Genomic DNA, 24,738 nt, shown 5'->3' with positions numbered 1-24,738 from the left:
GATTGTTATTTATTTTTGATTAACAAGGTTTTCTACAGCTTCAATCACAAAGGATTCGTTTTCGGGTGTTTGATGTTCTTTTTTAACGATTTCAATGAATTTTTCAAGCATTTCCGGGTGCTTGTCCATCATGTTGTTTTCCTCTTTTATATCAGCATCTAAATCATACAACTCAACCTCTTTATTGCCTGTTTTAATGTTTTTCCAAATCATTTTCCACTTGCCCATTCTTACGGCTACTTGCCCTTGGTAACCTGCAAATTCCCAATACAGATAGTTGTGTTCTTTTTGTTTATCGGGATTTGTAAGGGCATTATAAAAACTAATGCCATCACTTTTGTAATCGGTTTCTACGTTTGCAATCTCATTGAATGTAGGCAAGACATCATAAAATGCTGAAATATGATTGCTTGTTGAGCCTGCTTTTATTTTTTCGGGCCAAGTAGCAATCATGGGTACGCGAATGCCGCCTTCGTATGTAAAGCCTTTAACTCTTCCAGCTTTATTTTTAAATAATCCTGTGCTATTGAACCATTGTGAATCTCCCCCACCATGATTTGATGGTCCATTATCTGATGTAAAAATAATTAAAGTGTTATCGTATAAACCTTCATTTTTTAAATAGGATACCAGCTTCCCTACGTTTTCATCTAAATAAGATATCATTGCCGCATAAGTAGCATGCGGATATCGGGTTGGAAAATAGTTGCCTTTTTCTCTGTGATAATAGGGTTTTTCGTCTCCGAATTTTTCAACATAATAATCTACCCATTTTTTTGGCGCCTGTAACGGCACGTGCGGAATAGGGCTTGCCCAATACATAAAGAAGGGCTCTTTTTTATTTTCTTCGATGAACCCCATCATTTTGTCAAAAATTATAGTTGGACTGTAATCGGGCTGATAAAACTTTTCATACGTTGATTCAGCTAATGAATCACCATCATTTCCTGTGCCTGAATGCGGCGCTATAGTATCATTTTTTAAGTGAAACCGCTTTTCGTTTTCGTATAGATGTGTTGGGGTGTATGTATGTGCAATACGTTGGCAGTTGTACCCAAAAAAGTAATCAAAGCCCATTTTAGTTGGTATGGACTCGGTATGCGGTGCGCCCAATCCCCATTTTCCAACGATGCCCGTTTTATAATTGGCTGTTTTTAATAATTGGGCCATAGTTGTGGTGTTTTTTGGCATGGGGCGCTGGCCTTCAAGGGTAGAATCTTTTAGCATTTCTAAATAATCCCACACATTGCCTCGTGATCTCCATTCGTCATTTCCCCTAATACTCGCATGTCCACCGTGTTTACCTGTTAACAATGAAGCTCGTGCCGGTGCGCACACCGGAGCAGCTGTGTAATGCTGTGTAAACAACATCCCTTCTTGTGCCAAAGCATCAATGTTTGGGGTTTCGATTTTGGTTTGTCCGTAAGCTCCTAAATCGCCGTAACCCAAATCATCCGCTAGAATATAAATGATGTTTGGTTGATTGGTTGGTTGTACTTCTGATTGCTTGGATTTATTTTGGCATCCAAACATAACCGTTATACAAATGAACGCAATAGGAATACGAAATAATTTCATTTTTTTTAATATTTAGTATGAATAGTTACTTTTCCAGTTTTTAATCCTTTGCCGGAAACCGACAAATCTATATGACCAGCTTTTGAATCAGACTGAATCAAAACCACTAATTTACCACTAAATAATTTCATAGTTGGTAAATGAAAAGGCTCGAGTGAAGTCGCATCGCCATTACAAGCCACTTTAAAAATGCCATCGCCTTTTACTTTAAACTTTAGTTGATTGGTAGCCGTAGGACAAGGCACACCGTTTTTATCGACCACCGAAACTGTTACAAAAGCCAAGTCTTTGCCATCGGCTTTTATTGTTTTTCTATCTGATTCTAAAACTAATTTATAAGGTTTTCCTGCTGTGTGTATTTCTTTTTCTGCAGCAGGGTTTCCTTCATCATCAAAAGCCACAACTTTTATGGTTCCGGGTTGATATGTTACATCCATCCACATCAAACGGTACCTGTGCTTTGGCGTGCTTTTATTCTTCTTTTGAATCCCCATACTCTTGCCGTTTACAAACAATTCTGCGCTAGTATAGCTGGTATAAACAAATACGGGTGTGGTTTCGCCTTCGCGTCCTTCCCAATTCCAATGCGGTAAAATGTGTAGGGTTTCGTCTTTGGTATTCCATCGGCTTCGGTATAAATAATAGCGGTCTTTTGGTAAACCAGCCAAATCGTTAATACCAAAATAGGAGCTCCGCGATGGCCATTTGGTATCGTAAGGTGTGGGCTCGCCCAAATAATCGAATCCGGTCCACACGAACTCTCCTATAACCCAAGGTTTATCGTCTTGCAATACAAAATCTTCATCTGGGATATTAGACCAACTACAAGCTTCTAAATCGTAGGAAGAGGATTGAAAATCATCATATTGTTTCATTTTAAATTCTTCAACGGGAAACTTATATATTCCACGTGAACTCACCGTAGATGCCGTTTCGGAGCCCAAAATCAATCCCTGCGGAAAAGCTTCGTAAGCCTCTTCATATAAATGCACACGGTAATTTAACCCCGGAATATCCAATACCGCACCAAAGCCCGATGCCATGGTCGCCTTTACTTGATCCATGCCTACGGTTACGGGTCGTGTTGGGTCTTCGCGATGAAAAATATCCTGTAGCCATTTGGCACGTTTTGCACCTTGGCTGCCCCATTGGTCTGGTACTTCGTTACCCGAACTCCACATCACGATGCTTGCGTGGTTTCTAGTGGCATGCACCAAGTTTACAATATCTTTTTCCGCATCGGTTTCAAAAAAACGATGATAGCCGTTTTCTACTTTTGGTTTTGCCCATTCATCGAAACTTTCGGCCAAAAACATAAAGCCCATTTCGTCGCATAATTCCAATTGTTCCAAAGATGGCATGTTATGCGAACTCCGGATGGCATTCGCGCCCATATCCTTTAAAATACGTAATTGTCTGCGCAAAGCGGATTTATTTACAGCTGTTCCAATAGGGCCTAAATCGTGATGCAGACATACGCCTTTAAATTTGGTAATGGTTCCGTTTAAACTGAATCCTTTTTCCGCTTCATACTTAATATCCCGAATACCAAAACGAGTTTCAGTTTCATCCTTTAGAATATTTTCAGCATATAATTGAAAGGTTGCCGTATACAAATAAGGCGTTTCCGGACTCCATAAATTGAGGTTATTAACAGCTATATTTTGTTCGAATTCATTATCAAAAATCGTTTCCGTAGTATCGGTTGCAACAGTTTTTCCGTTAGCATCTTTAATTGTAGTAACCAATTTAAGCTGCTTTCCAGACACTTTGGTTTTTACATTTACCTTAGCCAAATGCTTTGTAATCAAAGGTGTGGTTATGAAGGTTCCCCATTGATTGATGCTGGCTTTGTTTTTTACAATTACCCGAACATTACGATACAAACCTGCTCCGGGATACCAGCGCGAAGACAACCCCACATTGGTGAGTTTTACGGCCAAGGTATTGGGTTGATTGGCTGAAATATGTTCGGTGATATCGAAATAAAAATAGCTGTAACCGTAATTCCAACTGCCTATTTTTTTACCGTTTAGAAAAATTTCCGGTTCGCTCATGGCGCCTTCAAAAAGCAAAATGACTTTTTTTTCTTCGGAAAAATTTGGAATTGAAAACGTATTGCGGTACCAGCCCACACCAATGTATGGCAATGCACCCGTGCGCCCTGTTTTTTCCGTAGCCACTTTTTCACCATTTTGAACAATGGCAACGTTTTGTTTGTCTATTTCCTTATCAAAAGGGCCTTTTATGGCCCAATCGTGAGGCACGGTAACGGTTTCCCAATTGGAATCATCAAAAGCGATTTTTTGTGCATTTGTTACATCGCCTTTAATAAATTTCCAGTTTTTTTCTAAAGTGAGTATGTCCCTAACTGGATGTTGCCCAAACAATGAAAGTGTCAATAAAAAAACCAACACAAACAATAGCAGATGCCTTAAATTTATGTTTTTATTAAAAGCTTCGATTGTCTTCATTTACGGAACAATTATCCTAAATTATTTATTTTGAAACACATTAAACGGTTTTGAGGTGCCTTCAATCTTTAAAACCACTACACCATGCTTCGGTACTTCAAAAGATAAACTTTTTTCACTCGTTTTCTCAAAATCTTTTTGCCCCCATAAATCGCGATACGTGTAACCTTTATCCTCGTCAATCCCAATGGTATCTAAATCAAAACTTATGGTTTCAGCCTTGTTAGACCTATTTAATAAAGCAACGGCCACCTCTCCGCTCATTGTATGAATTAATGGTTTTGCCCAGACTTCCAAATCGCCGTTATCAATTAATCGTCGCGCTTGGTACACTAATGGATCTTGGTTCAAGGCTATAATTTCTTTATTTGTTAATATTGAAATCGTTTCGTCACTCATGTTTCGTAAATCATTACCGGCCAAAAGTGGGGAATTCATCATGCACCACATGGTAAAATGGGTTTTGTCTTCGTCGTAGCTCATGCCTCTGCCCACTTGAAGCATATCCATATCGTTTACATGTCCGGGCGAGGCATATTTCCATAAATCGGCATTCAAATCGATGATGTGTAAAATGGATTCAAACTTGTTGGAAATATCTCCCGATATCCGCCATGAATCGGCTATTTGAAGGGCCCATTCACCAGGAAATTCCCAGCGGCAAATATTATAAACGGCGCTCGGTTTTATCTCTTTTATAATGTTGGCTATTTGTGTGTAACGGGTTTCTTCATCCAAATCTAACCAATCACCACCGCACCAATCAATTTTAATAAAATCGTAGTTCCAATCTTTCAGCATTAATTTTAAATCTTTTCTATCGTGCCCATAAAGCCCCGACCCCGCTCCAATAGTATCTTTATCCCAATAAGACGCACAGGTATTAATGCCCGCATCGGAGTAAATCCCCGCTTTTAATCCTTTGGAATGAATATAATCCGAAATGACTTTCATGCCATTGGGAAATCTTTCCGGATGCACCAACAAGTTGCCTTCGCTATCGCGACCGCCAAAAAAACCATCGTCTATATTCACATAGGCATACCCAACATCCGCCATTCCCGACGACACCATATAATCGGCTTGGGCCTTGATGATGTCTTCGTTAATGTTCACGCGGAAATTATTCCAGCTGGACCAGCCCATGATTGGGGTTTGTGGTTTATTAATTTTTTGGGAATTGTTTTCGGTTGAAATTCGAATGTCTTTTCTATCGCCTTGATTTTGGCAAGACATTAAAATTATAAGTGTTAAAAGCAGAATGAATTTATTCATTTTTTATTCATTTTTGGTTGGTTGATGTAATTTACAAAGTGATATTTATTATAACAACACAGTCGAAACCTTAAAAATATAGAAATTTTTGTGTGTTTCGACCGTGTTGCGTATTAATGTGAAATTTAATTTTTCAGATAGCTACGCTAATATTTTTGATTATTTATTAATAGGCATCATCCAATATGAATACGAATAATCTTGGTACGGCAACATGTAAGGCTCCATGGGTAATCTTCCCCAGCTATTTATACTGCCCAAACCTTGTTGGAAACCATCAATGTTTACAAAAACTTCTTTTCGTGGGTCGATTTCCCCTGCGTGATGCTGTACTCTTTTATCTCCGGTATGTAAATCGTCTTCACTAAAATTCAATGCTGAAAAATGAAATGGCGTGTCGCTTAAAAACTTAATTCCGGAACCATCTGATTTGGTTATGGCCGCCCAACGTACATCCAGTTTATTTCCTGTTTCTTGCGGACGAATATATGGGAAATATTGCTCCTCAATGGTTTGCTCAAACACCCCTAATTTAGCTGCATGTTGTCTATCGGCATAGGCTTCAAAAGGCCCTTTACCATAGTAAGTGATGTTTTTGTAATCCTCTGGCAAAACGAGTTTATTTCCAAATTTATAAAAATTAGAATGCTTGCCTTTTATAGCCTTTAATTCATTGGTTACTTTTACGGCACCATCGCCATTTACTAAATAAGTGCTTATAACTTGCGCATCGCCATTAAACAAATCCCTTGTAAAAGTAATCTGTACATCGTTTTTTGATACTTGCTTAACCTCGGTTGTTACCGTACCCGAAGTTCCGGCGTCTTTCCAAGCTTTATAGCGCAGCTGTGTTCCCGCACCATAATCGTTATCAATGGGTGCACGCCAAAAGTTTACTACGGGACCACTTTTTAGCAAATTTTTATTGTTGAATGAGTAATCTGTAAGTTGACCTTCCTTTTTGTTGAACACCACACTGAAACCTTCACCCGTTACATTTATAACATCGCCCTGGGTTTTATAACTAACGGCTTGGGTTGAATTTTCGGGAAGTACCGTTTTAGCATCCTGCAATTGAAATTGCTCGTAGGCCAAAACATGTCCTGCTTTTAACAAAGGCTCGTTTTGTTTTAAAATGGCAGCCACATTTAAAAAATATTCTTTATTATTTTTTAGCTGTGTTTTAAAAGGAATTTTGATTGCTTTTTTTGCTTGTGGTGCCGTTATCATATCATCAATGGTTCCGGATTCAACAACCGCTCCGTTTTCTAAGATTTCCCATTTTAGTTTGTAGTTTGATAAATCCCTGAAGAAATACCAATTCTTAACATCGATAACACCATTAGCTAAGTCGTTTTCATAAAACTTAACGTCTTGATGAATGTGAGCCACTTCGTGAATGTGCGGGTTTGGTCTTCTATCAGGTTGTACCAATCCGTTGTTTAAAAAGTTGTTATCACTTGGTGTGCCTTCGGGTCCGAAATCGCCACCATAAGCAAAAATTTCCCTGCCGTTTTTAACGGTTCTTAAACCTTGATCGACATAATCCCAAATAAAACCACCTTGTAGTTTATCGTATTTTTCATATAAATCCCAATATTCCTTAAAACCACCCATACTATTTCCCATAGCGTGTGCAAACTCACATTGCACCAAAGGTTTTGTAAAATCGTCGTTTAAGGCATATTTTTCCACATCATCGGGAGTGGCATACATGGGCACGAATAAATCGGTATTCCACTCATAAACCGCACGTTCGTACTGTGTTGGTCTGGTATCATCCTGTTCCTTTGCCAATAAATAAGATTTGTAAAAATTATAGCCATTTCCTGCTTCGTTACCCAAAGACCAAATAACGATTGATGGATGGTTTTTATCTCGCTGAACCATGCGTTCCACACGCTCTAAGTGCGATTTTAACCAAGCTGGATTATTTGCCAATGTTCTGTGCAGTGCATAACCCATACCATGCGATTCGATGTTGGCTTCGTCGATAACATAGATACCATACTCATCACACAACTCGTAAAAATAAGGGTCGTTTGGATAATGCGCTGTTCTAACGGCATTGATGTTATATTCCTTAAATATCTGAATATCGAGAAGCATATCTTCTCTGGAAATAACATGCCCCGTATCTGGGTCGTGCTCGTGTCGGTTCACCCCTTTAAATAAAATCGGTTTTCCGTTTACCAGATATTGTCCATCTTTAACTTCGGAAGTTCTAAATCCTAACTTTCTGGAAATAGCCTCAATTACGTTTCCTTTTCTATCTTTAATAATGATATTTAATTGATATAATTCCGGAATTTCAGCAGACCACGTTTTTACCTGCGGAATGGTTTTATTGAATTTTAAGGTTGCATCTGCTTTTGGTGCTAAGTCGTAAGTTGAAGAAGCAGTATAAACCGTTTGATTGTTTTTTGTGATTTCCACCGCTACGGTACCGCGTTGCTTTTTGGTATCAATGCTTTTAATATCCACCGTTAAATCGAAAACGCCATCGGTATAATTGTTTTCCAATCCTGCTTTTGCAAAATAATCGGCCAATTGCACGTTTGGTCTGGCATATAAATACACATCGCGTTCAATTCCTGAAATTCTCCAAAAATCCTGACACTCTAAATAACTGCCGTCACTCCAGCGATACACTTCTAAAGCAATACTGTTGTTTCCGGGTTTAACGAAATTTGTAAGATTGAATTCCGCCGGCAATTTCGAGCCTTGGCTGTACCCTACTTTCTTACCGTTAATCCAGATATAAAAAGCAGATTTTACAGCGCCAAAATGGATAAAAATATCTTTCCCGTCCCAATTGTTCGGAACATTAAACGTGCGTTTATAAGAGCCCACAGGGTTATCTCCATCTGGAATATCTGGTGGGTTTAATTTGCCTTTTTGAAAAGGATAAGTGGCGTTTACATAAATAGGTACACCAAAACCTTCAACTTCCCAGTTTGACGGCACTTTAATGGTATTCCACTTTGAGGTATCGTAATCTTCTTTATAAAAATCGGCAGGTCTCGACTCTGGAGCCTCGCTGTAATTAAACTGCCAAATACCGTTTAGCAACAAGTAGTTTTCGGCTTTAGAAAGATTGTCTTCTTTTGCCAACTCCAACGAATTGTACGGAAAAAAAGTGGCGCGCGCATCCAGTTTGTTTATCCCAATTACATCTGGGTTTTCAATAACAGGATCGAGCGTTTGGGCTTGAAAAGACAGCATCCCAAAACAAATTGTCAAAGTAACTAGTACTAACTTAAAGCTTTTCATTTTTAATGGCATTTTAAAATTAATTATTCTATGATTTCGTTTAAACTTGTTGAACTACAAATATAGCCAAAAACAACACGATTGTCTTATGTTTGACATATGAAATTACGCATACATATCATCTAAATCGGCGTGATGCAGTTCTTCGAAAAAAGACGCTATTTTTTGGCTCACTGCTTTGAAAAAAAGTGCGCCATTTTCTTGGGTTGCTTTTTTAGGATTTCCAACACCAGTGTCTTTGGTAACCGATGTCCATTGACGTTGCGACGTAACCCAGCCTTCTTTTAAACCTTTTAATTTGAACTCTTTGGCAGCGCCATCACCGGCTTCGCTTAATGGCAATACCAAATGCGGGGCTATGTGCATGGTAACCGCGGTTTCTAATTCGCCTGCATGATCCCCCGGTTCAATAAAATAATCATTGCCGCTTTCAGCTTGCCACCAATTTAAGGCACAGACAAACACATTAGGAAACTCAACCGACAACTCTCTAATAATCTGTTTAAAATTATTACCACCATGTGCATTTACCACAACTAATTTTTGAATGTTTTGGCGATTCAGCACATCAACAATATCTTTTAAAACAGCCAACTGCGTGCTCGGGTTCATGTTTATGCACAAAGGCACATCCAACTGCCCCGTATTTACACCAAACGGAATAGTGGGCAAAACCACCATTTTTGCGTCGTTCCTCCACGCTATACTTGCCGCCTCAATGGCAACCGCTTCGGCCAAAATATTATCTGTTGCATAAGGCAAATGATAATTATGCGCTTCGGTAGCGCCCCAAGGTAAAACGGCAACCGTGTAATTTTCGTCTTTTATGGTTTTCCAATTGGTTTCGGCCAACACGTAAGGGCGTGGTTTTGTATTCATTTTAATTGATGTATTTACTAATGACTTTCTTCCATTTTATATAACCGGTTTCGCTTAAATGCAACCCATCGTAAGTGTATTTTGGTTTGATGTGCTTTTTGCCATTTCGCATGGCTTTATGCAGATTGATGTATTTTATTTGATGCGTTTTGGCTAAAGCTTTTAAGCGTTTATTTGCCTCTATGATTTTTTGATGGTTGTTTTTGTGTCCGGAAAACTTTTGGCCCACATTGGGGTTGATGGGCAGGATGCTTTGTAAGTATATGATTGTATTTTCAGATTGATTTTTAATTTGCAGAATGATTTTTTCAGTGTTTTCCAAAACATAATCCACACTTCTTCCACGTGCCATATCATTGGTACCAATCAATAAAAATACTTTTGAAGGTTTTGATGCTGTAACCTCATCCAATCTGTATAAAATGCCATCGGTAACATCGCCACTAATCCCTCTATTTACCACATTTTTGTTAGGAAACAAGGCTTTCCAATCGCCACCTTCGGTTATGCTATTGCCTAAAAAAATGATTTCGTTTTTTGTATCCGCCTCCTTTTCAAATAATGCTTTTCGTTTATAGTAATGGTCTGAATATTTTTGGGCAAATCCAATATTAGCACATACCAGTAAAATAACAATCAGGAATTTTTTCATTTCGAAACGCATTAGTTATTCTCAAATTTAGTACTATATTTTAATTCGGGTACTTCCCTAACACCATTTTCGGTAATATTTACAGGAATACAGGTAAACATCCATTTCCATGAGTTTCTGTCTTGGGGAATTTTTAAAAGCACTTTGTTCCAGCCTTTTTTTAAATGAATTTTGGTTGGATTTCTATAGAAATAGTCTTCGTCAATAAATGGGATTTCATCTGTTTTTGTGCCTAAATTTGGTTGTTTCCAAATTGGTGGTTCAATTTCCGTATTATTTACCCAAATTTTCGGTTTTGTGGTGTGCCAATCACCTTGATCTGGGAAAGGACCAACACGTCTTCCACCCGAGCGCGACCAACCTTGAAAGCCTACCCAAAAATCTTGGATTCTATCGTCGGGCGCATAAATATTGGTGTAGGCATAATAGGTGCCTTGTTTGGCTTCGGTAACCGCTGGAAATCCGAAAAAATGTTTTATATGAATGGTGCCACCTGTGTGATTATCCGTCCAAGTATATGGGTTTCCGTCTATGTTGTACGTGTCCTTTATGCTTTCCTCAACGGGAAAGGATGTTTCAACATCACCTTGATGGTTTAAAGGCCCGATAAGTTTCCAATGTTTATCGGTTTGTGTGATGTATTGAAACTCTTTGCCTTTAAAGAACAAATCCCTATGGGTAATTACCTTTTTTTCAAAAGCCTTAAAATCGTTGAATTCTTGAGTACCTTTTGGTGGCAGTTTTGCCCAATATTCCGGGTAGTCTTTTGCCCTGCCATTCCAAATGGCATCGGCATAAAATACCATGGAAGGATAAATAGGGTTTTGTATCAATATATCGCGTTCGTGGTTAATATTATTATCTGGCCACGCCGCTAAAATACCGCCAAGTGCCAACGAATCACCTTTTGGCTGTCTGGTTGGCTGTTGAAAATATAAACGTGCCATTCCCGCAAAAGGGTCTAAATGATTGATATAATTACTTCTGGAATCTATAAAACGATGTCCTTTTCGCCCTTCGTGATAGGCCCACAGTTGATTGATGGAAGTGGAATCCCTTTTAACCACAATCCCCTCTTTCCAAACAATAACTTCTCTGTTATTTTTTCTGATTAAGTTCATAATTTCAAAAATAACATCGTTGGAAACCCGCTCAAAATCATTCCGAACTTCATCCGTCCCCATATGAATGTACGGCACATCTTCGGCGCTAGTTAAATCCATTAATTCCTGAAATAAATCCAACAAAATGGGTTTTACTTTTGGGTCGCGCATTTCATCAATTTCCAAGGCTTTTCTGAACGCATCGGTATGGCCTGGAATATCAAATTCCGGAATTAGGGTTATGTTTCTGGCTTTGCAAAATTCAAGGATATCCTTAAAATCTTCTTGTGTATAAAAATTGCCTTTTTGCCTTGTTGTGGCATGTTCTGCTTGTAATTCCGGATATATTTTACTTTCCAAACGCCACCCCGGATTATCGGTTAAATGCCAATGGAACACATTGTATTTGTATTGTGCCAAAATTTCAATCTGCTCTTTTAACTGGGAAACCGATTGGAAATTTCTGCCCGTATCGTGCATAAAACCACGAATTTTAAATACCGGCCAATCGTTAAGTGTAAGCTTTGGAAAAACGCCTTTTTTGTTTTGTTTTCTAAAGATTTGCTTTAAGGTTTGAATACCGTAATAAATGCCCTTGTGGGTAGTAGCGGAAATGACTATTTTATCTGAAATGGTTAATGAATAAGCTTCATCGTTTTCGTTTTCAGTACTACTTTTTTTCAACTCAATTGTTAGACCTTTGGTATCTTCTTTAATCTGTTTTGATTCAAAAAAACCAGCGAGCAACCGTCCTTCATTTTCAAAATCGGTGGCTTGAATGTTGATATGCTCAAATTGAATTTCATCGCTGCCATAATTGATTTCCTGCGGTGTTGGAATGATAGGATATTTATCTTCAAAATTCTCAGGATTTGAATCCGCACAACCACTTACACAAAACCCCAAAAGTGCTGTGTACACTAAAACTTTTGCTTTAAAAAAATCCAACATATCCGCTTTATTTATTTGGTTAACCTAAAAACCACAACGTCTCTGGCCGGAACTTCAATTAAAAAATTGGTATCGGTTGTACCGATTACTTTATTCTGCCATAAATTCTTAATTGTATAAGCTCCGGAAAAATCCTTGATATTCATTTGATTCCAATTAACTTGGTATTTTGTGTTTTTAATTTCTCTATTAAACAAGCAAATCGCCATATCTCCATTTGACAACGGTTTTTGCCAAACCTCAAAATTTCCTAAATCTACGATTTTAAAACCTTGCTTGCCCAAGGCATCTTGGTTTATGGCAATCAGTTCTTCATTAGTTAGAATTTCTTGGTCGCTAAACGACATGTTTCTCAAGTCGTTCCCAGCCATTAAAGGTGCCGCTAACATAGCCCACATACTAAAGTGTGCCCGGGCTTCGTTTATCGGCATATCGTTGTTCCCAACGGCGAGCATATCGGGGTCGTTCCAGTGCCCGGGGCCTGCGTATTTTTCCAAGCCCACTTGCATATCCACTAAATCCGACCAACCAAAAAGGTTGCCGTTAACGTTTCCGTCATATCGTCCATTCATATCAATATCTAGGGTTGTTCGCCACAAATGTCCAACGTTTTCTGCCCATTCCCAAGGTTTGTTTTCGCCCCATTCGCACATACTAAAAACAATGGGTCGGCCCGCTTTATATAAAGCATCGCGCATTAATTTATAAGACGATTTAGCATCTTGACCTTCAGTAAAACACCAATCGTACTTTAAATAATCGACACCCCATTTTGCATAGGTTTCTGCATCTTTATACTCAAAACCTTTACTCCCAGGGCGACGCGCGCAGGTCATTGTGCCCGCATCAGAATAAATCCCGAATTTCAATCCTTTAGAATGCACATAATCAGCCAAAACCTTAATTCCTGATGGGAATTTTTCTTTATCAACAATAATGTATCCGTTTTCATCGCGACCAATTTGCCAGCAATCGTCAATTACAATATACTCGTAACCAACGTCTTTCATACCTTTTTCAACCATGGCATCTGCCATTTCCCTGATAACGGTTTCGTTTACACCTTCACATTCAAAAGTGTTCCAGCTATTCCAACCCATGGGAGGTGTTAACGCTAAATTTTCAAATTTTTGAGCGTAAATCGTGCTTGCTGATAAAAAGCATGCTATTAAAAAAAGGTAAATTGATTTCATATTATTTTGTTTTATGTAATTTAATCTAAAATATTGGAAAATGTTGAAGCTGGTAAATTGTTTTTATTAATAAGGTTACCGTTGGTAAAAGACGCATAGCCATACCTTACAAATCGTGGGTTTTTAATGTTTTCGGACCAAACAATGAGTGTGTTACCTTTAATATCCGTATTTGCTTTTACAAAAATTTTATCCGCTCCAGCTATTTCTATGTCTTTTACAGCAGTACCATCAACAGTTTTTAAACCTTCGCCATGTTTAAAATGGATTTCCAATTTATCATTTATCACATTGACAAAATCCAACAAAGGTCCCGAATACGCTATGTTTTTGTTATAGGTTTTAGCAAGTGCCACTTTGGCCAATCGTTTGCCAACAATCCATTTTTGGGTTGGATGCACATCTGTTTCATGACCAATATCGGAAGATACCGCCATTCCCGTTTTTTCAATAGCCAGCAATTTACGTTGCGAATCTCTAAACGCGCCCCAATTTGGGCGATTGATGCTACTTAATTGCACATAATAAAAAGGAAGTTCGGGTTTTTTAAAATGAATACGCCAATCGTTAATTAACATTTTAAATAATCGCTCGTGCAAATCGACACGTTCTGCATTTGATTCGCCTTGATACCAAATAACACCTTTAAAGTTGAAGTTGGTAAGCGGTAAAATTCCTGAATCAAATAAAAAAGTAGGATCGTATGGATGCCTCGCGTTTAAGTTTTTATTATGATCGAAATTTTTCGTCTTCTGTTTTGAATTCCAAGAATCGATTAACGGATTTTGCCACGAATCATTTAACATACTTATGGTTTCGTGTGTTTGTTCCATGCGTTCCCGACTTATCCAACTTTGTGCTGGTGAACCTCCAATGGCATTGCAAATAATACCAATAGGCACATTTAATTCTTTTTGAAGATTATAGGCGTAGGCATAAGCCACGGCCGAAAAGTTTTCTAAAATATCATCTTTAGTATTGCTCCATCCTGAATACTTAAAATAATCGTTTGTGTTGCAAAGGGCCAATTCTTCTTTAGTAAAAACACGGCCGTTTAAAACCTTCGGATCCATTGAAAACACAAAAACATTGGGATTTAGAGAGTCTTTTAAAATTGTTTTGGCGTGTCTAGATTGATTTACTTTCCAGTCCATGTTAGATTGTCCCGATGCCAACCAAACCTCGCCAATATATACCTTACTGAAATTAATATTTTCAGATAATTTCGATTCAACTTTAAACGGAAAAGGCCCACCGGCTTTCATTGCAGGAAGCGTTGCTTGCCATTCGCCATTTGCTGAAACTTTTACTTTAGATTTTTCTCCATTTAAATTTACCAAAACCTCATCATTCGCATTCGCTGTTCCAGAAATAATAATGGGTTCGTTACGCTGAAACACCATGTTTTCACCATAAAATTTTGGTAATTTTAATCCACCAAAATCACCTGTAATGGCGCCATAAACCTTTTGGGCAATCACGGTAGCGCCAGATTCCGTTGGATGTAAATTATCCGGGAAATATTCCGGGAAACGATATAGCGGTTCGTGCAGATTTATAAGCTGTACATTAGCCGTTTTAGCAATAGTTTCAATTTTATTTTGAATGTCTTTAAAATTTTCACGCATGCCTTCTTCAAACCAATGATGCCCTGAAAAAGTGGGTGTCATTTTACAAATAAACACTTTGGGTTTTGATGGCAGATTTTTGTAAACCGCAATCATTTCCAAATAATCGGCTATAAATTCATCTTTGTGTTTTGGCCAATTATTGTTGCCTTGGTCGTTTAACCCTAAATGAATGATTACTATGTTTGGTGCAAAATCTTGGGATTGCTTAAACTCGTTTTTTGTCCAATAGGGTTTATGTCCGTTTTTAAGCATGGTCGCTCCGGAGTACCCAAAATTGGCCACTTGGTAGTTATTGCCCAATAATTTTTGCAACTGCGCGGGATAGGAATTTACAGCCCTATCTTTAATACCCGCTCCATAAGTAACCGAATTGCCAACACAAGCTACTTTAATTTTTTGAGCTTGTGTTGGCAAAATCAATGTAAATGTGAATGCAATAAAATAAATAAACTTTAAAGGCATTTATTTAAACATTATGGTTTTTTGTAGGTGTCTTTGCCATCGGTTAACCAATCTAATGAAAAGCTTATGAACTCATTATTTTTGTATTCATCCTTTTCAAAAAACAATCCAATATCGCCATTTTCCAAAATGGTTAATGATGAATATGCCGATGACCCTGGGTAAACCGTTTTACCTTCGCTCCACGTTTTTCCTTCATCATAACTAATACGAACCGACATGTTTACGCGTCCTTTTTCAGATTGCGCATTCGAAAAAAGAATTCTATCCTTATCGTAACCATCTGCTTTTGAAGTATAGCGAATGATACTGGCATTACAACCCGGATCGATTAATTCTGGAACTGGATTTGTTTCCCAAGTTTTTCCTTCGTCTTTCGAGGTGTGTACGTAACGCATGCCCTTGCCGTTTACTCTTGCGTTAATCATTAAAGTACCATCGGCAAGTTCAATAATTTTAGATTCGTCTGCCGGTTGAATTGGCGTATCAATAAAATACCATGTTTTACCATGATCGTCGCTACCAAATACATGCAATCCGCTATTTAAATTTACCATGGTGTGCAATAATTTTCCTGAGCGTGTTTGAATACCACGACCCGAGGTTATGAATTTAAAATCCTTATGCCATTCGGGTTTTGCTATTTGCGAAGTAATATCTTCGGGTTCGCTCCAAGTTTTTCCGTTATCGGAACTTTTCATAACATGTAAATAGTAGATGTCTTTTTCGGTATCCAAATTCATGTAATTGTAAAACATAAAAATATCGCCCGTAACTTTATCGACAATCATTGAAGGGTCTGAAGCCGATTTGCCTTCTGGGAAATCAATTACCATTTCAATGGGCGTCCAGGTTTTGCCATTATCGCTGCTTCGGCGTATAATGATATTGATATCCTTGCTCCATTTTAAATCGCCGCAACCTGGAACACGCTGATCGATAGCCGCTATTACATCGCCATTTGGCGCCGTAACGATTGCTGGAATTCTGTAACAAGCAACTCCTTCTTCCATACCTGCATTAAATAGGGCTACCAGTTCCGGAGTCTCCTTTACAGCTTCGGTATTTTCCTTTTTTTCAGTATTGACTTTTCCCTTACACGAGCTAAGTAATACAATCATCACTAACAAAACAGTACTTCTTATCATCTTTTTAATATTTTAGGTTTAATTATTATTTTTTAGCTTCAATGTTTTCAAAAGCTTTCCAACATTGGTACATGGCCCTAGGCACATGGAAACAACCTTTCCACTTGCCTCCTTTTAGTTTTAAAAGCACTTCGCCTTGGCGGTTTAAATACCCAAACCATTCGCCGTTATCAGGGTCTGAAAAATGAGACCAAGCATAATCGTGTACTTTATGGTACCATTTTAAAATATCGGGGTTTTGGGTTTGCTCATAAGCTTTTGCCAATGCCACTAAGGTTTCCAAATGAACCCACCATAGTTTTTGATCCCATTCCAATTGTTGAGGCGGATGCCCTTTTGAATCCATAAAATAGTAAATTCCGCCGAATTTATCGTCCCAACTGTACTCTAAAATATTTAGAATAGTTTGGGTTGCTTTATTAATGAGGGCTTTATCGTTTTTACGCACGCCAATATCAATCATAAACCACATGGCTTCTATACCATGACCCGGATTTAACAAACGCCCGTTAAAGCTATCATGATGCTCGCCGTTAGGTAAAACGTTTTCGAAAATCAAACCTGATTTTTTGTCCAAAAACACTTCCATAACTTGATGGATGCTGTAATCTATTGTTTTTTCAACTTCGTCGGCATCTAAAACGGCTTCCAATTCCAATACCAAATTAGACAAAATCATGGGCAACGAAAAGCCCATTAATGGTCTGGTATCTGTATTCTTTTCGTATTTCCCTTTCGGATTATCAATTCTACCAAGAATATTAAAATACGTTTTTTTAGCCAATTCCTTTACCTCTTCGTCACCCGATGCGATGGCGTATTGGCTAAATGCCATGGCCGCAAAACAATCGGAAAAAATATTATAGGCCTGCACCAAAGGCTTGCCTTCTTTTGTAACAGAAAAATAAAAATCGCCTTTTTCATTCATGCCGTAGTTACGCAAAAAATCGATGCCATTTTTAGCAATGGCCAGCCATTTCTCGTTTTTTTCAACTTTGTTGTACAGCATCGAAAACGTCCACGCCTGTCGCCCCTGAAGCCAAATAAACTTATCGGTGTCGTACACATTCCCTTTGGTATCCAAGCATGTAAAATAGCCTCCGTTTTCATAATCTATGGCGTGTTTTTCCCAAAACGGAACAACATCTTCAAGCAACGTTTTTTTATAAAGTGTAGAAAAATTCATCTCGAAATAAGATTTTTTTATATTAGCCTTTTATTTTAAAATAAAATGTCTTACTTTTATATGTCTGACATAATACAAAAATAAGAAATTATACCTTTGTAAGACTTCTTTTTAACAAATAAATTAAATGAAAACCAAACTTAGTAAAATGGCTCCGCTCGAAAACTTATCGTTAGTGGATAAAGTGGAAATTAGATTAAAGGAGTATTTTAAAGAAAACAATTTAAAGATTGGCGATTCGATTCCGAAAGAATTGGAGTTTGCACAGGCCCTTGGAGTTAGCCGCACCGTTATACGCGAAGCCTTGTTAAGATTGAGAACCATTGGCGTAATCCAGTCTAAAAAACGCAGCGGCATGGTGTTAACACAGCCCGATATTATTCAGAATTTTGAAAAAGCCATTGAATATAATTTATTAGGCGAAGAAGCTCTAACCGATATTTTTGAACTTAGGCTAATATTGGAAATGGGTATGGCCGATTTATTGTTTGCCAGAAAAACCAAAGCGGATCTTGATGCATTGGACAAAATTGTTTCCAAACAAGAAATTGAAGAGCAAAATACCGTGCTTTTTAGCTTAAAAAACGAAATTGCGTTTCATGGGAAATTATATGAAATGTCGAACAATTCGACACTGCAAAGATTTCAAGACTTGCTTTTACCGGTTTTTAATTATGTACACGACAACATGCCTCAAGGTGCTGAAGATTTTAAATATTCGAAAGGAAAATTTGTTACGCATCGCGATTTACTAAACATTTTAATAGATGGTGATGCCGAAACATTTAGGGAAGCTATGAGAAATCATCTTGAACCGCACTTTGAAAGGGTATTGAACACGGTTAAATCTTAAGGTATAAAAACATAAAAGCCAACTTTAAATTAATTTAAAGCTGACTTTTAAAAACTAAACAAACACTCTACTTAATTTACTAAAGATTCGTCAAATCTGCTAAACAAATCCGTTAAACCCAAAGTATCTAATTCTTCTTTAATTATTTTATAATCGGCATCGGTTAAGGTGGTATGCGGAAATCTACTTGGTCCGCAATCTACACCCAACACCCTCATAAAACCTTTGGCTACACCATTAAATCCGCCTTTGCTATCTAAAATCTCAACAAATCGGATGGCTTTGTTTTGTAACGCCGTGGCTTCAGCCATTTGCCCTTTTTCAAAAAGGTCCTTTATTTTATAATATAATGGAGCCAAATGGTTGTATGTACTACCAACCCATCCTGTTGCCCCCACTGGTAAGCTGTTTATAAACAATTCGTCAAAACCAAAAAGTATATTAAACTTTCCGTTTGCCACCTTTTTACTGTGTTGAAAGTCAATTAAGTTATTATTGGTGAATTTAATTCCAGCCAAACTTGGTATTTCGCTTTCTGCTTTAATTAAAAATTCGTTCATATTTAAATTCGCTCCGGATAATACCGGAATATGGTAATAATAAAACGGTAAATTAGGAGCGCATGCAGCAATTTCTTTACAGTATTGCACTAATTTTTCAATAGTATTTAGCCTAAAATAAAATGGCGCCAATACCGAAATGGCATCTACCTTATCGGCAGCATATTCCGCTAGTTCTTTAGCTTCTCGCAGATTGGTGTGCCCAACATGGTCTATTAAACACAAATCCTCGGATTTGTTTTGAGACCAAGCCAATGTTATTTGCTTTCGCTCTGCAGTTGATAATGATGCGAAATCCCCCGTAGAGCCATTCATAAATACCCCAGAGATTTTATTGTTGATTAGAAACTGACTATAATCTTTAATTTTATCAGTATTTAAAGAACCATCTTTATGCATTGGGGCATAAACCGCTGCTACTAAATTTTTTATTTTCATGTGTTATAATTATTGCTATTCAATGGTCACATGTAGCTTCCATATAATCATATCCTTGGGAATCGAATTCTCGCTATGGAAGTTTCATAAAGCGAACTTAATAATTTTATGCTGTTTTGTTGTTTTCAAAGGATAAAAAAGAGAGTTAAGTTTTTTAAACTAAAACTCTCTTTTCAAACTAACTCAAACAATTGCTACTAATCTAATTGGTATATCCAGGAGTTTGGTCCAATAATGGGTTCCTACCTATCATGTCTTCTGTGATTGGTAACAACAACAACTGGCTATCGCTTGAAGAAATATAAACTATGTTATTGTAAACAAAACTATCTCCAGCTCTTCTTAAATCCCACCAGCGCTTACCTTCGCCAATAAACTCTTTGTAACGCTCGTTTAAAATAGCGTTGGCGTTATCGGTTTGGGTACTGTTAACGTAAGCATGGGTTGCAGGCACATAATTTGCACCGTAAGCTCTAGCTCTAATTTGGTTAATCTCTCCCGATGGGTCTTCACCCAAATGATTTTTTGCTTCGGCCAACAATAAAAGTACATCGGCATATCTGTATAATGGCACATCGTTTTCAAAAATACGCTCACTACCATTTACTTCTCCCAAAAATTTATTAAATATAGAACCAAAGTATGTAGGCTCATTATACGTAGGGTATCCAGCGCCTCCATTATCATCGGTATATAATCTAATAAAGGTAGCTTCTTTACGAGCATCATCATTATCATCTAAAAGCAAAATGGTTTTCTCAGACTGACCATATCGGTTAGCTCCAGCGATAATAAAACTACTCATAGAATTCCCCATACTATCAAACTGAGGGTTAATTTCAGTACTTCTACCTGTTAAGCTATTGTAAAAGTTCTCTGCTTCGTCTTGTTTATATTGATAAGCAAAAATGAACTCGTTGTTACCTTCGTTTGATACGCCCCATAGGTTATCGATACTTGGCTCTAAACTCACACCCAAAGATGCGATTTGCTGTAAAGCAGCTTTAGCTTCTGTAAAATCTGCGTTTCCGCCACCCAATAGGTTTCCAGACCAGATAAACACATCGCCTTTAAGCGCTAAGGTTGCAGCCTTAGACCAAAACACGCGGCTACCTTCCCAATAGCTATCATCAGATCCAAATGCACTTAAAGATGCAGCTATATCCGATTTAATTTGCGCCATTACATCAGTTTGAGGTGATCTTGCTCTACTTAATCCTGCTGGATCGATATCGGTAAATGGTTCTAAAATAATTGGCACATCGCCCCAAGTTTTAAGCATAGTGTAATAGTACAATGCACGCAACCCGTAAGCTTGACCCAATAAATGATTTTTTTCCGATTCGTCGTTAAATTCTACATTTGGCAAGTTTACCAAAAAGTCATTTATCCTGTGAATTCTAGTGTACAAACCTGCCCATCCACCAAAAGGTGCTGTGGCAATTGTAATGTTAGATTCTATTAATGATTCGTTTGAAGGCGACTCGTAAGTTCGTCCACCCCAAATATCACTTCTCATTTCTCCTAATAACCATAGCGTTCCCGCTGATGATCTTAAGTTTGCATACATTCCTGTATGTGCGGTTTTTGCACCTTCTTCGGTATCCCAAAAACCTGCTGCTGTTAATTGACTAGGGCTTGTTAATTCAAGTTCACTCTCGCAAGCACTAAAAGTCATTACAGCTATAAATATATATATATACTTCTTCATTTTTTTTAAAATTTAAAATGTTACGTTAAGTCCTATTGTAAATGTTTTAGGAACTGGAAATTCTCCATATTGCACACCACCAACTTCTGGTGTATCACCACTCATACTTTTAAAATAGTGCAAGTTAGTACCCGTTACATATATGTTTAATCTTTTAATAACATCGTTAAAATGCTCTGTTGGTACATTATAACTTAAAGTTATTTCGCGCAATGCTAAGTAATCGCCTTTTTCCCAGAACCTATTGTTTGCTTCTGTTTGTAAACTACCCGAACCTTCATTACCTCTCCATACGTTTTTAGCTCCGTTAACAAAAACAAAACGCGGCCAATCGGTATCGGTGTTTGTTGGTGTCCAAGAATCCAACACTTCAATAGGCTGTGCCAAGTTACCTTGTGTTTGCCCGTAACCTTTGTTTCTAATATGATTCCATACTAAATGTCCGGTAGCAAAATCGGTTTTAACAAATAAATTGAAGTTTTTGTATTGTAAACTTGTGGTTATACCACCAACAAAATCTGGAGTGGTACGTCCAATAACTTTTCTATCCAAGCCATCAATCACACCATCGCCGTTTTGATCAACCCACTTTACATCACCAGCCCAACGTTGATTACGGCTAGCTCCTGGCATATAGGTATCGGTAATGGCATTGTCTGCATCGGCTTCAGCTTGTGTAGCATAAATACCTGCTTGCTCGAAAGCAACTACTAAATCGTGACCAGAGCGTTGTCCTTCTTGGAAACCGCCTACCCATTCTTCTTGCTGTGTATCTGGGTTCCAAATTAATGTACCGCCTTGTCTGTTTAAATCGTTGTCGTTTTCAGGAAGTTTCTGCACATAGTTCTTGTTTTTGGTAAACGTAGCGCCCACATTCCAAGTTAAATCGTCGTTTCTAATAATATCGCCATTTACCTGCAATTCAAAACCTTTATTTCTAATGGTTCCGTTATTGGTTAATATACCACCAAATCCAGTGTAGTATGGCAAGGTAAGAGTTGCTAATTTATCTTTAATGTCCCTAGAGTAAATATCGGTAATGATTGACACTCTGTTATCTAAAAATGAGATATCCAAACCAGCATTAAAGGTGGTTGATTTTTCCCATGATAAATCTAACGTTGGTAAAGAAGAATTTGCATAACCTGTTTGACCGTTGTAAACCCCTTGCTCTCCATAAGAACCGTAAACACCATAATTGCTTAATACATCTATATTACCAGCGACACCATAACTTAATCTTGGTTTTAATCTAGAAACCGTGTTGCTTAATGAAGACTCTTCAAAGAATGATTCGTTATGCACGTTCCATCCAAAAGATACACCTGGAAAAAAGTCGAATTTATTATTACCCAATCTTGAAGTACCATCATATCTGTAATTAAACTGAAATAAATATCTATCATCAAAATCATAAAGCAATCTACCAAAAGCAGATGTTATCACGTACTCAGATTCAAAACTTGAAGGAATACCATCAGCTTCTGCACCTGCGTTAAGCGTCTCAATTAAATCTGTTGGTGAGTTTCTTGTTCCAGCAAACGTACTAAAGCCGTTATCTTTAAAATACTCCGCACCAATTAAGGCGTTAAAGTTATGATTGCCAAATTTTTTGGTATAGTTTAATGTACCTGTTAATTGGTTTCTCAATGTTCTGCCTAAACTAACACCTGCTTCACGACCTGTACGTAAAGGCCCTGTAGTACTACCTACGCGGTAAGCTCTATTAAAGCTTTCGTTATGGTTATTAATTGTAAAATGACTTCCTGTTACCGCTAAGGTTAAGTCTTCAATAATATCCCAGTTAATACCAACCGATGCCGATAAACGTTGCTCTAAATTTTTTCTAACAAATTTATCTTGGTAATATAGTGGGTTACCAAAGCCTTGGTTTTGCCCTACGGCATATTGGTCAGACCAAGTTCCATCAGGGTTACTATCGTAAGTTCTTGAGGTTGAAGCCTGTCCTTGGAATCTTCTAAAAACAGTATCTTCTCCACCTAAAGGACTTAAATTTAAATTAGAGTGTGAATATAAAATATTCGAGTTTACCTTAATATTATCGGTTACTTGGTAAGAACCGCTAAATTTCCCTGAGTATCTTTTAAATCCAGACCCTAAAATTAAACCATCATTATCCAAAATCCCTAAACCTAAATAGTAAGTCCCTTTTTCGTTACCACCGTCAAATGATAAATAGTGGTCTTTTGATTCGCTATTTTGATAGATACGATCGCCAACACCTTTATTATCGAAAAATAAAATGTCTTGACTTGGATCTAAAATATCTGGAATAGACATCCATCCAGGTTGGTTTAATAAATATTGGTTTGAAGCTGTTAAAAGCTGCGTAGTAAACGGATCGTTGGTTGTGTTATTACCTGTCGCCGCACTGTGGTTTCCATTTAAAAACGCACCAAAGCTGCCAGGGTTATTAACTACTTCTCTATACCAAGCAATCGACTGTCTGTTGTAATTGATATGATCTGCAGCACCAATATACTTTTGGTCGTTTCTTTCATTATTGGTACTATACTTATATCTGTAGTTGATAGAAGATTTTCCAACCTTACCTGTTTTTGTGGTTACCAAAATAACACCATTAGCAGATCTTGCACCGTAAATTGCGGTAGCTGCCGCATCCTTTAACACCTCGATAGACTCGATATCGTCTGAGTTTAATGCGTAAAAAGACCCAGGAATACCATCAATTAATATTAATGGAGAACCCGTACCGTCAAAATTAGTACCACCACGTAAAACAATTTGTGGCGTAGACCCCGGTTGTCCCGTAGTGTTTGTTACCCTTAAACCAGCAATGGTTCCTTGTAATGCAGTTGCAGCATTAGATCGTGTTGATGTTTCTAAAATTTGTGTATCTAATTTAGATACCGAAGTTGTTAAAGTGGATCTGGTTTGCTTACCATAACCTGTAATAACAATTTCGTCCAGCATTGCTACGTCTTCAGTTAAAGACACATTAATTACTGTTTCGCTTGCTACCGTAACTTCTTTTGATGTATAACCAACATAGCTAAACACAAGAACATCGCCTGTGTTGGCACTAATGGTGTAGTTTCCATCAAAATCTGTTGACGCTCCTGTAGTTGTACCTTTAACAACAACCGTTGCACCTAGCAATGGCATACTGTCTCCGGCTGAAACCACGGTTCCCGTAATTGTTTTTTCTTGACCAAAAGTTAGAATTGGCAAAGAAAAAAGCAAAATAAATATCAAATAATTGATATTAAACTTTCTTTTTTTCATACTAAAATGATTTGAATTAGTTAAATAACGTTAGTTTTTCGTATTAAGTATTATGTAATACATAATGCAATATTAAAGAAATATTTTTAGTAATTCAAAATTTT

At 37.6% G+C, this 24,738-nt stretch carries 15 protein-coding genes; 1 reads left to right on the top strand and 14 read right to left on the bottom strand.

Annotated features, from left to right (window positions below; all coding sequences use genetic code 11):
* Positions 1 to 9 precede the first annotated feature (9 nt).
* The 11 genes from RNZ47_RS15355 to RNZ47_RS15305 all read right to left on the bottom strand — a co-directional run bounded on the left by RNZ47_RS15355 (position 10) and on the right by RNZ47_RS15305 (position 17,805).
* Positions 10 to 1,578, bottom strand: a complete 1,569-nt coding sequence (locus RNZ47_RS15355) for an arylsulfatase (protein WP_311942371.1) — start codon at positions 1,576 to 1,578, stop codon at positions 10 to 12.
* 5 nt (positions 1,579 to 1,583) lie between these two features.
* Positions 1,584 to 4,052, bottom strand: a complete 2,469-nt coding sequence (locus RNZ47_RS15350; RefSeq protein WP_311942367.1) for a glycoside hydrolase family 2 TIM barrel-domain containing protein — start codon at positions 4,050 to 4,052, stop codon at positions 1,584 to 1,586.
* Positions 4,053 to 4,073: 21 nt separating this feature from the next.
* Positions 4,074 to 5,327, bottom strand: coding sequence for a glycoside hydrolase family 27 protein (locus RNZ47_RS15345; protein WP_311942364.1), 1,254 nt, complete (start codon positions 5,325 to 5,327; stop codon positions 4,074 to 4,076).
* 159 nt (positions 5,328 to 5,486) lie between these two features.
* Positions 5,487 to 8,600 (bottom strand): beta-galactosidase, LacZ type, encoded by a 3,114-nt coding sequence (gene lacZ, locus RNZ47_RS15340; RefSeq protein ID WP_311942361.1) that lies wholly within the window; start codon positions 8,598 to 8,600, stop codon positions 5,487 to 5,489.
* A 105-nt stretch (positions 8,601 to 8,705) separates the two neighbouring features.
* Positions 8,706 to 9,479, bottom strand: coding sequence for a creatininase family protein (locus tag RNZ47_RS15335; protein WP_311942358.1), 774 nt, complete (start codon positions 9,477 to 9,479; stop codon positions 8,706 to 8,708).
* Between the two features lies 1 nt (position 9,480).
* Complete coding sequence (locus RNZ47_RS15330; RefSeq protein WP_311942355.1) at positions 9,481 to 10,131, bottom strand: GDSL-type esterase/lipase family protein; 651 nt, start codon at positions 10,129 to 10,131, stop codon at positions 9,481 to 9,483.
* Positions 10,132 to 10,142: 11 nt separating this feature from the next.
* Positions 10,143 to 12,185 carry a family 20 glycosylhydrolase gene (locus RNZ47_RS15325; RefSeq protein ID WP_311942353.1) on the bottom strand — a complete coding sequence of 681 codons (2,043 nt, stop codon included), beginning with the start codon at positions 12,183 to 12,185 and terminating at the stop codon, positions 10,143 to 10,145.
* A gap of 11 nt (positions 12,186 to 12,196) precedes the next feature.
* Positions 12,197 to 13,378, bottom strand: a complete 1,182-nt coding sequence (locus tag RNZ47_RS15320) for a glycoside hydrolase family 27 protein (RefSeq protein WP_311942351.1) — start codon at positions 13,376 to 13,378, stop codon at positions 12,197 to 12,199.
* Between the two features lie 20 nt (positions 13,379 to 13,398).
* Positions 13,399 to 15,471, bottom strand: coding sequence for a GDSL-type esterase/lipase family protein (locus tag RNZ47_RS15315; protein ID WP_311942349.1), 2,073 nt, complete (start codon positions 15,469 to 15,471; stop codon positions 13,399 to 13,401).
* Positions 15,472 to 15,482: 11 nt separating this feature from the next.
* On the bottom strand, positions 15,483 to 16,619 hold the full coding sequence (locus tag RNZ47_RS15310; protein ID WP_311942346.1) for a sialidase family protein: 1,137 nt from the start codon (positions 16,617 to 16,619) through the stop codon (positions 15,483 to 15,485).
* A 25-nt stretch (positions 16,620 to 16,644) separates the two neighbouring features.
* Positions 16,645 to 17,805 (bottom strand): n-acyl-d-glucosamine 2-epimerase, encoded by a 1,161-nt coding sequence (locus RNZ47_RS15305; protein ID WP_311942343.1) that lies wholly within the window; start codon positions 17,803 to 17,805, stop codon positions 16,645 to 16,647.
* Between the two features lie 127 nt (positions 17,806 to 17,932).
* On the opposite strand from RNZ47_RS15305, the gene RNZ47_RS15300 reads away from it, so the two are divergent.
* A complete protein-coding gene (locus RNZ47_RS15300) occupies positions 17,933 to 18,658 on the top strand; it encodes a FadR/GntR family transcriptional regulator (RefSeq protein ID WP_311942340.1) in 726 nt (241 codons plus the stop codon).
* Positions 18,659 to 18,729: 71 nt separating this feature from the next.
* On the opposite strand, the gene RNZ47_RS15295 is transcribed toward RNZ47_RS15300, so the two are convergent.
* From RNZ47_RS15295 to RNZ47_RS15285, 3 genes are all read right to left on the bottom strand, one after another.
* Positions 18,730 to 19,656, bottom strand: a complete 927-nt coding sequence (locus RNZ47_RS15295; RefSeq protein ID WP_311942337.1) for a dihydrodipicolinate synthase family protein — start codon at positions 19,654 to 19,656, stop codon at positions 18,730 to 18,732.
* A gap of 202 nt (positions 19,657 to 19,858) precedes the next feature.
* Positions 19,859 to 21,367 (bottom strand): RagB/SusD family nutrient uptake outer membrane protein, encoded by a 1,509-nt coding sequence (locus tag RNZ47_RS15290; protein WP_311942333.1) that lies wholly within the window; start codon positions 21,365 to 21,367, stop codon positions 19,859 to 19,861.
* A 12-nt stretch (positions 21,368 to 21,379) separates the two neighbouring features.
* Positions 21,380 to 24,634, bottom strand: coding sequence for a SusC/RagA family TonB-linked outer membrane protein (locus tag RNZ47_RS15285; protein WP_311942330.1), 3,255 nt, complete (start codon positions 24,632 to 24,634; stop codon positions 21,380 to 21,382).
* Positions 24,635 to 24,738 lie beyond the last annotated feature (104 nt).

The sequence above is a fragment of the Hwangdonia seohaensis genome (assembly GCF_031932625.1).
GTDB classification, from domain to species: domain Bacteria; phylum Bacteroidota; class Bacteroidia; order Flavobacteriales; family Flavobacteriaceae; genus Hwangdonia; species Hwangdonia seohaensis.
The sequence above is the reverse complement of the archived record's forward strand: the minus strand, read 5'-3'. Positions and strand labels throughout refer to the sequence as shown.

Coding starts and splice junctions, on each gene's coding strand:
- RNZ47_RS15355 (WP_311942371.1), bottom strand. CDS start 1,578: ATGAAATTATTTCGTATTCCTATTGCGTTCATTTGTATAACGGTTATG.
- RNZ47_RS15350 (WP_311942367.1), bottom strand. CDS start 4,052: ATGAAGACAATCGAAGCTTTTAATAAAAACATAAATTTAAGGCATCTG.
- RNZ47_RS15345 (WP_311942364.1), bottom strand. CDS start 5,327: ATGAATAAATTCATTCTGCTTTTAACACTTATAATTTTAATGTCTTGC.
- lacZ (WP_311942361.1), bottom strand. CDS start 8,600: ATGAAAAGCTTTAAGTTAGTACTAGTTACTTTGACAATTTGTTTTGGG.
- RNZ47_RS15335 (WP_311942358.1), bottom strand. CDS start 9,479: ATGAATACAAAACCACGCCCTTACGTGTTGGCCGAAACCAATTGGAAA.
- RNZ47_RS15330 (WP_311942355.1), bottom strand. CDS start 10,131: ATGAAAAAATTCCTGATTGTTATTTTACTGGTATGTGCTAATATTGGA.
- RNZ47_RS15325 (WP_311942353.1), bottom strand. CDS start 12,185: ATGTTGGATTTTTTTAAAGCAAAAGTTTTAGTGTACACAGCACTTTTG.
- RNZ47_RS15320 (WP_311942351.1), bottom strand. CDS start 13,378: ATGAAATCAATTTACCTTTTTTTAATAGCATGCTTTTTATCAGCAAGC.
- RNZ47_RS15315 (WP_311942349.1), bottom strand. CDS start 15,471: ATGCCTTTAAAGTTTATTTATTTTATTGCATTCACATTTACATTGATT.
- RNZ47_RS15310 (WP_311942346.1), bottom strand. CDS start 16,619: ATGATAAGAAGTACTGTTTTGTTAGTGATGATTGTATTACTTAGCTCG.
- RNZ47_RS15305 (WP_311942343.1), bottom strand. CDS start 17,805: ATGAATTTTTCTACACTTTATAAAAAAACGTTGCTTGAAGATGTTGTT.
- RNZ47_RS15300 (WP_311942340.1), top strand. CDS start 17,933: ATGAAAACCAAACTTAGTAAAATGGCTCCGCTCGAAAACTTATCGTTA.
- RNZ47_RS15295 (WP_311942337.1), bottom strand. CDS start 19,656: ATGAAAATAAAAAATTTAGTAGCAGCGGTTTATGCCCCAATGCATAAA.
- RNZ47_RS15290 (WP_311942333.1), bottom strand. CDS start 21,367: ATGAAGAAGTATATATATATATTTATAGCTGTAATGACTTTTAGTGCT.
- RNZ47_RS15285 (WP_311942330.1), bottom strand. CDS start 24,634: ATGAAAAAAAGAAAGTTTAATATCAATTATTTGATATTTATTTTGCTT.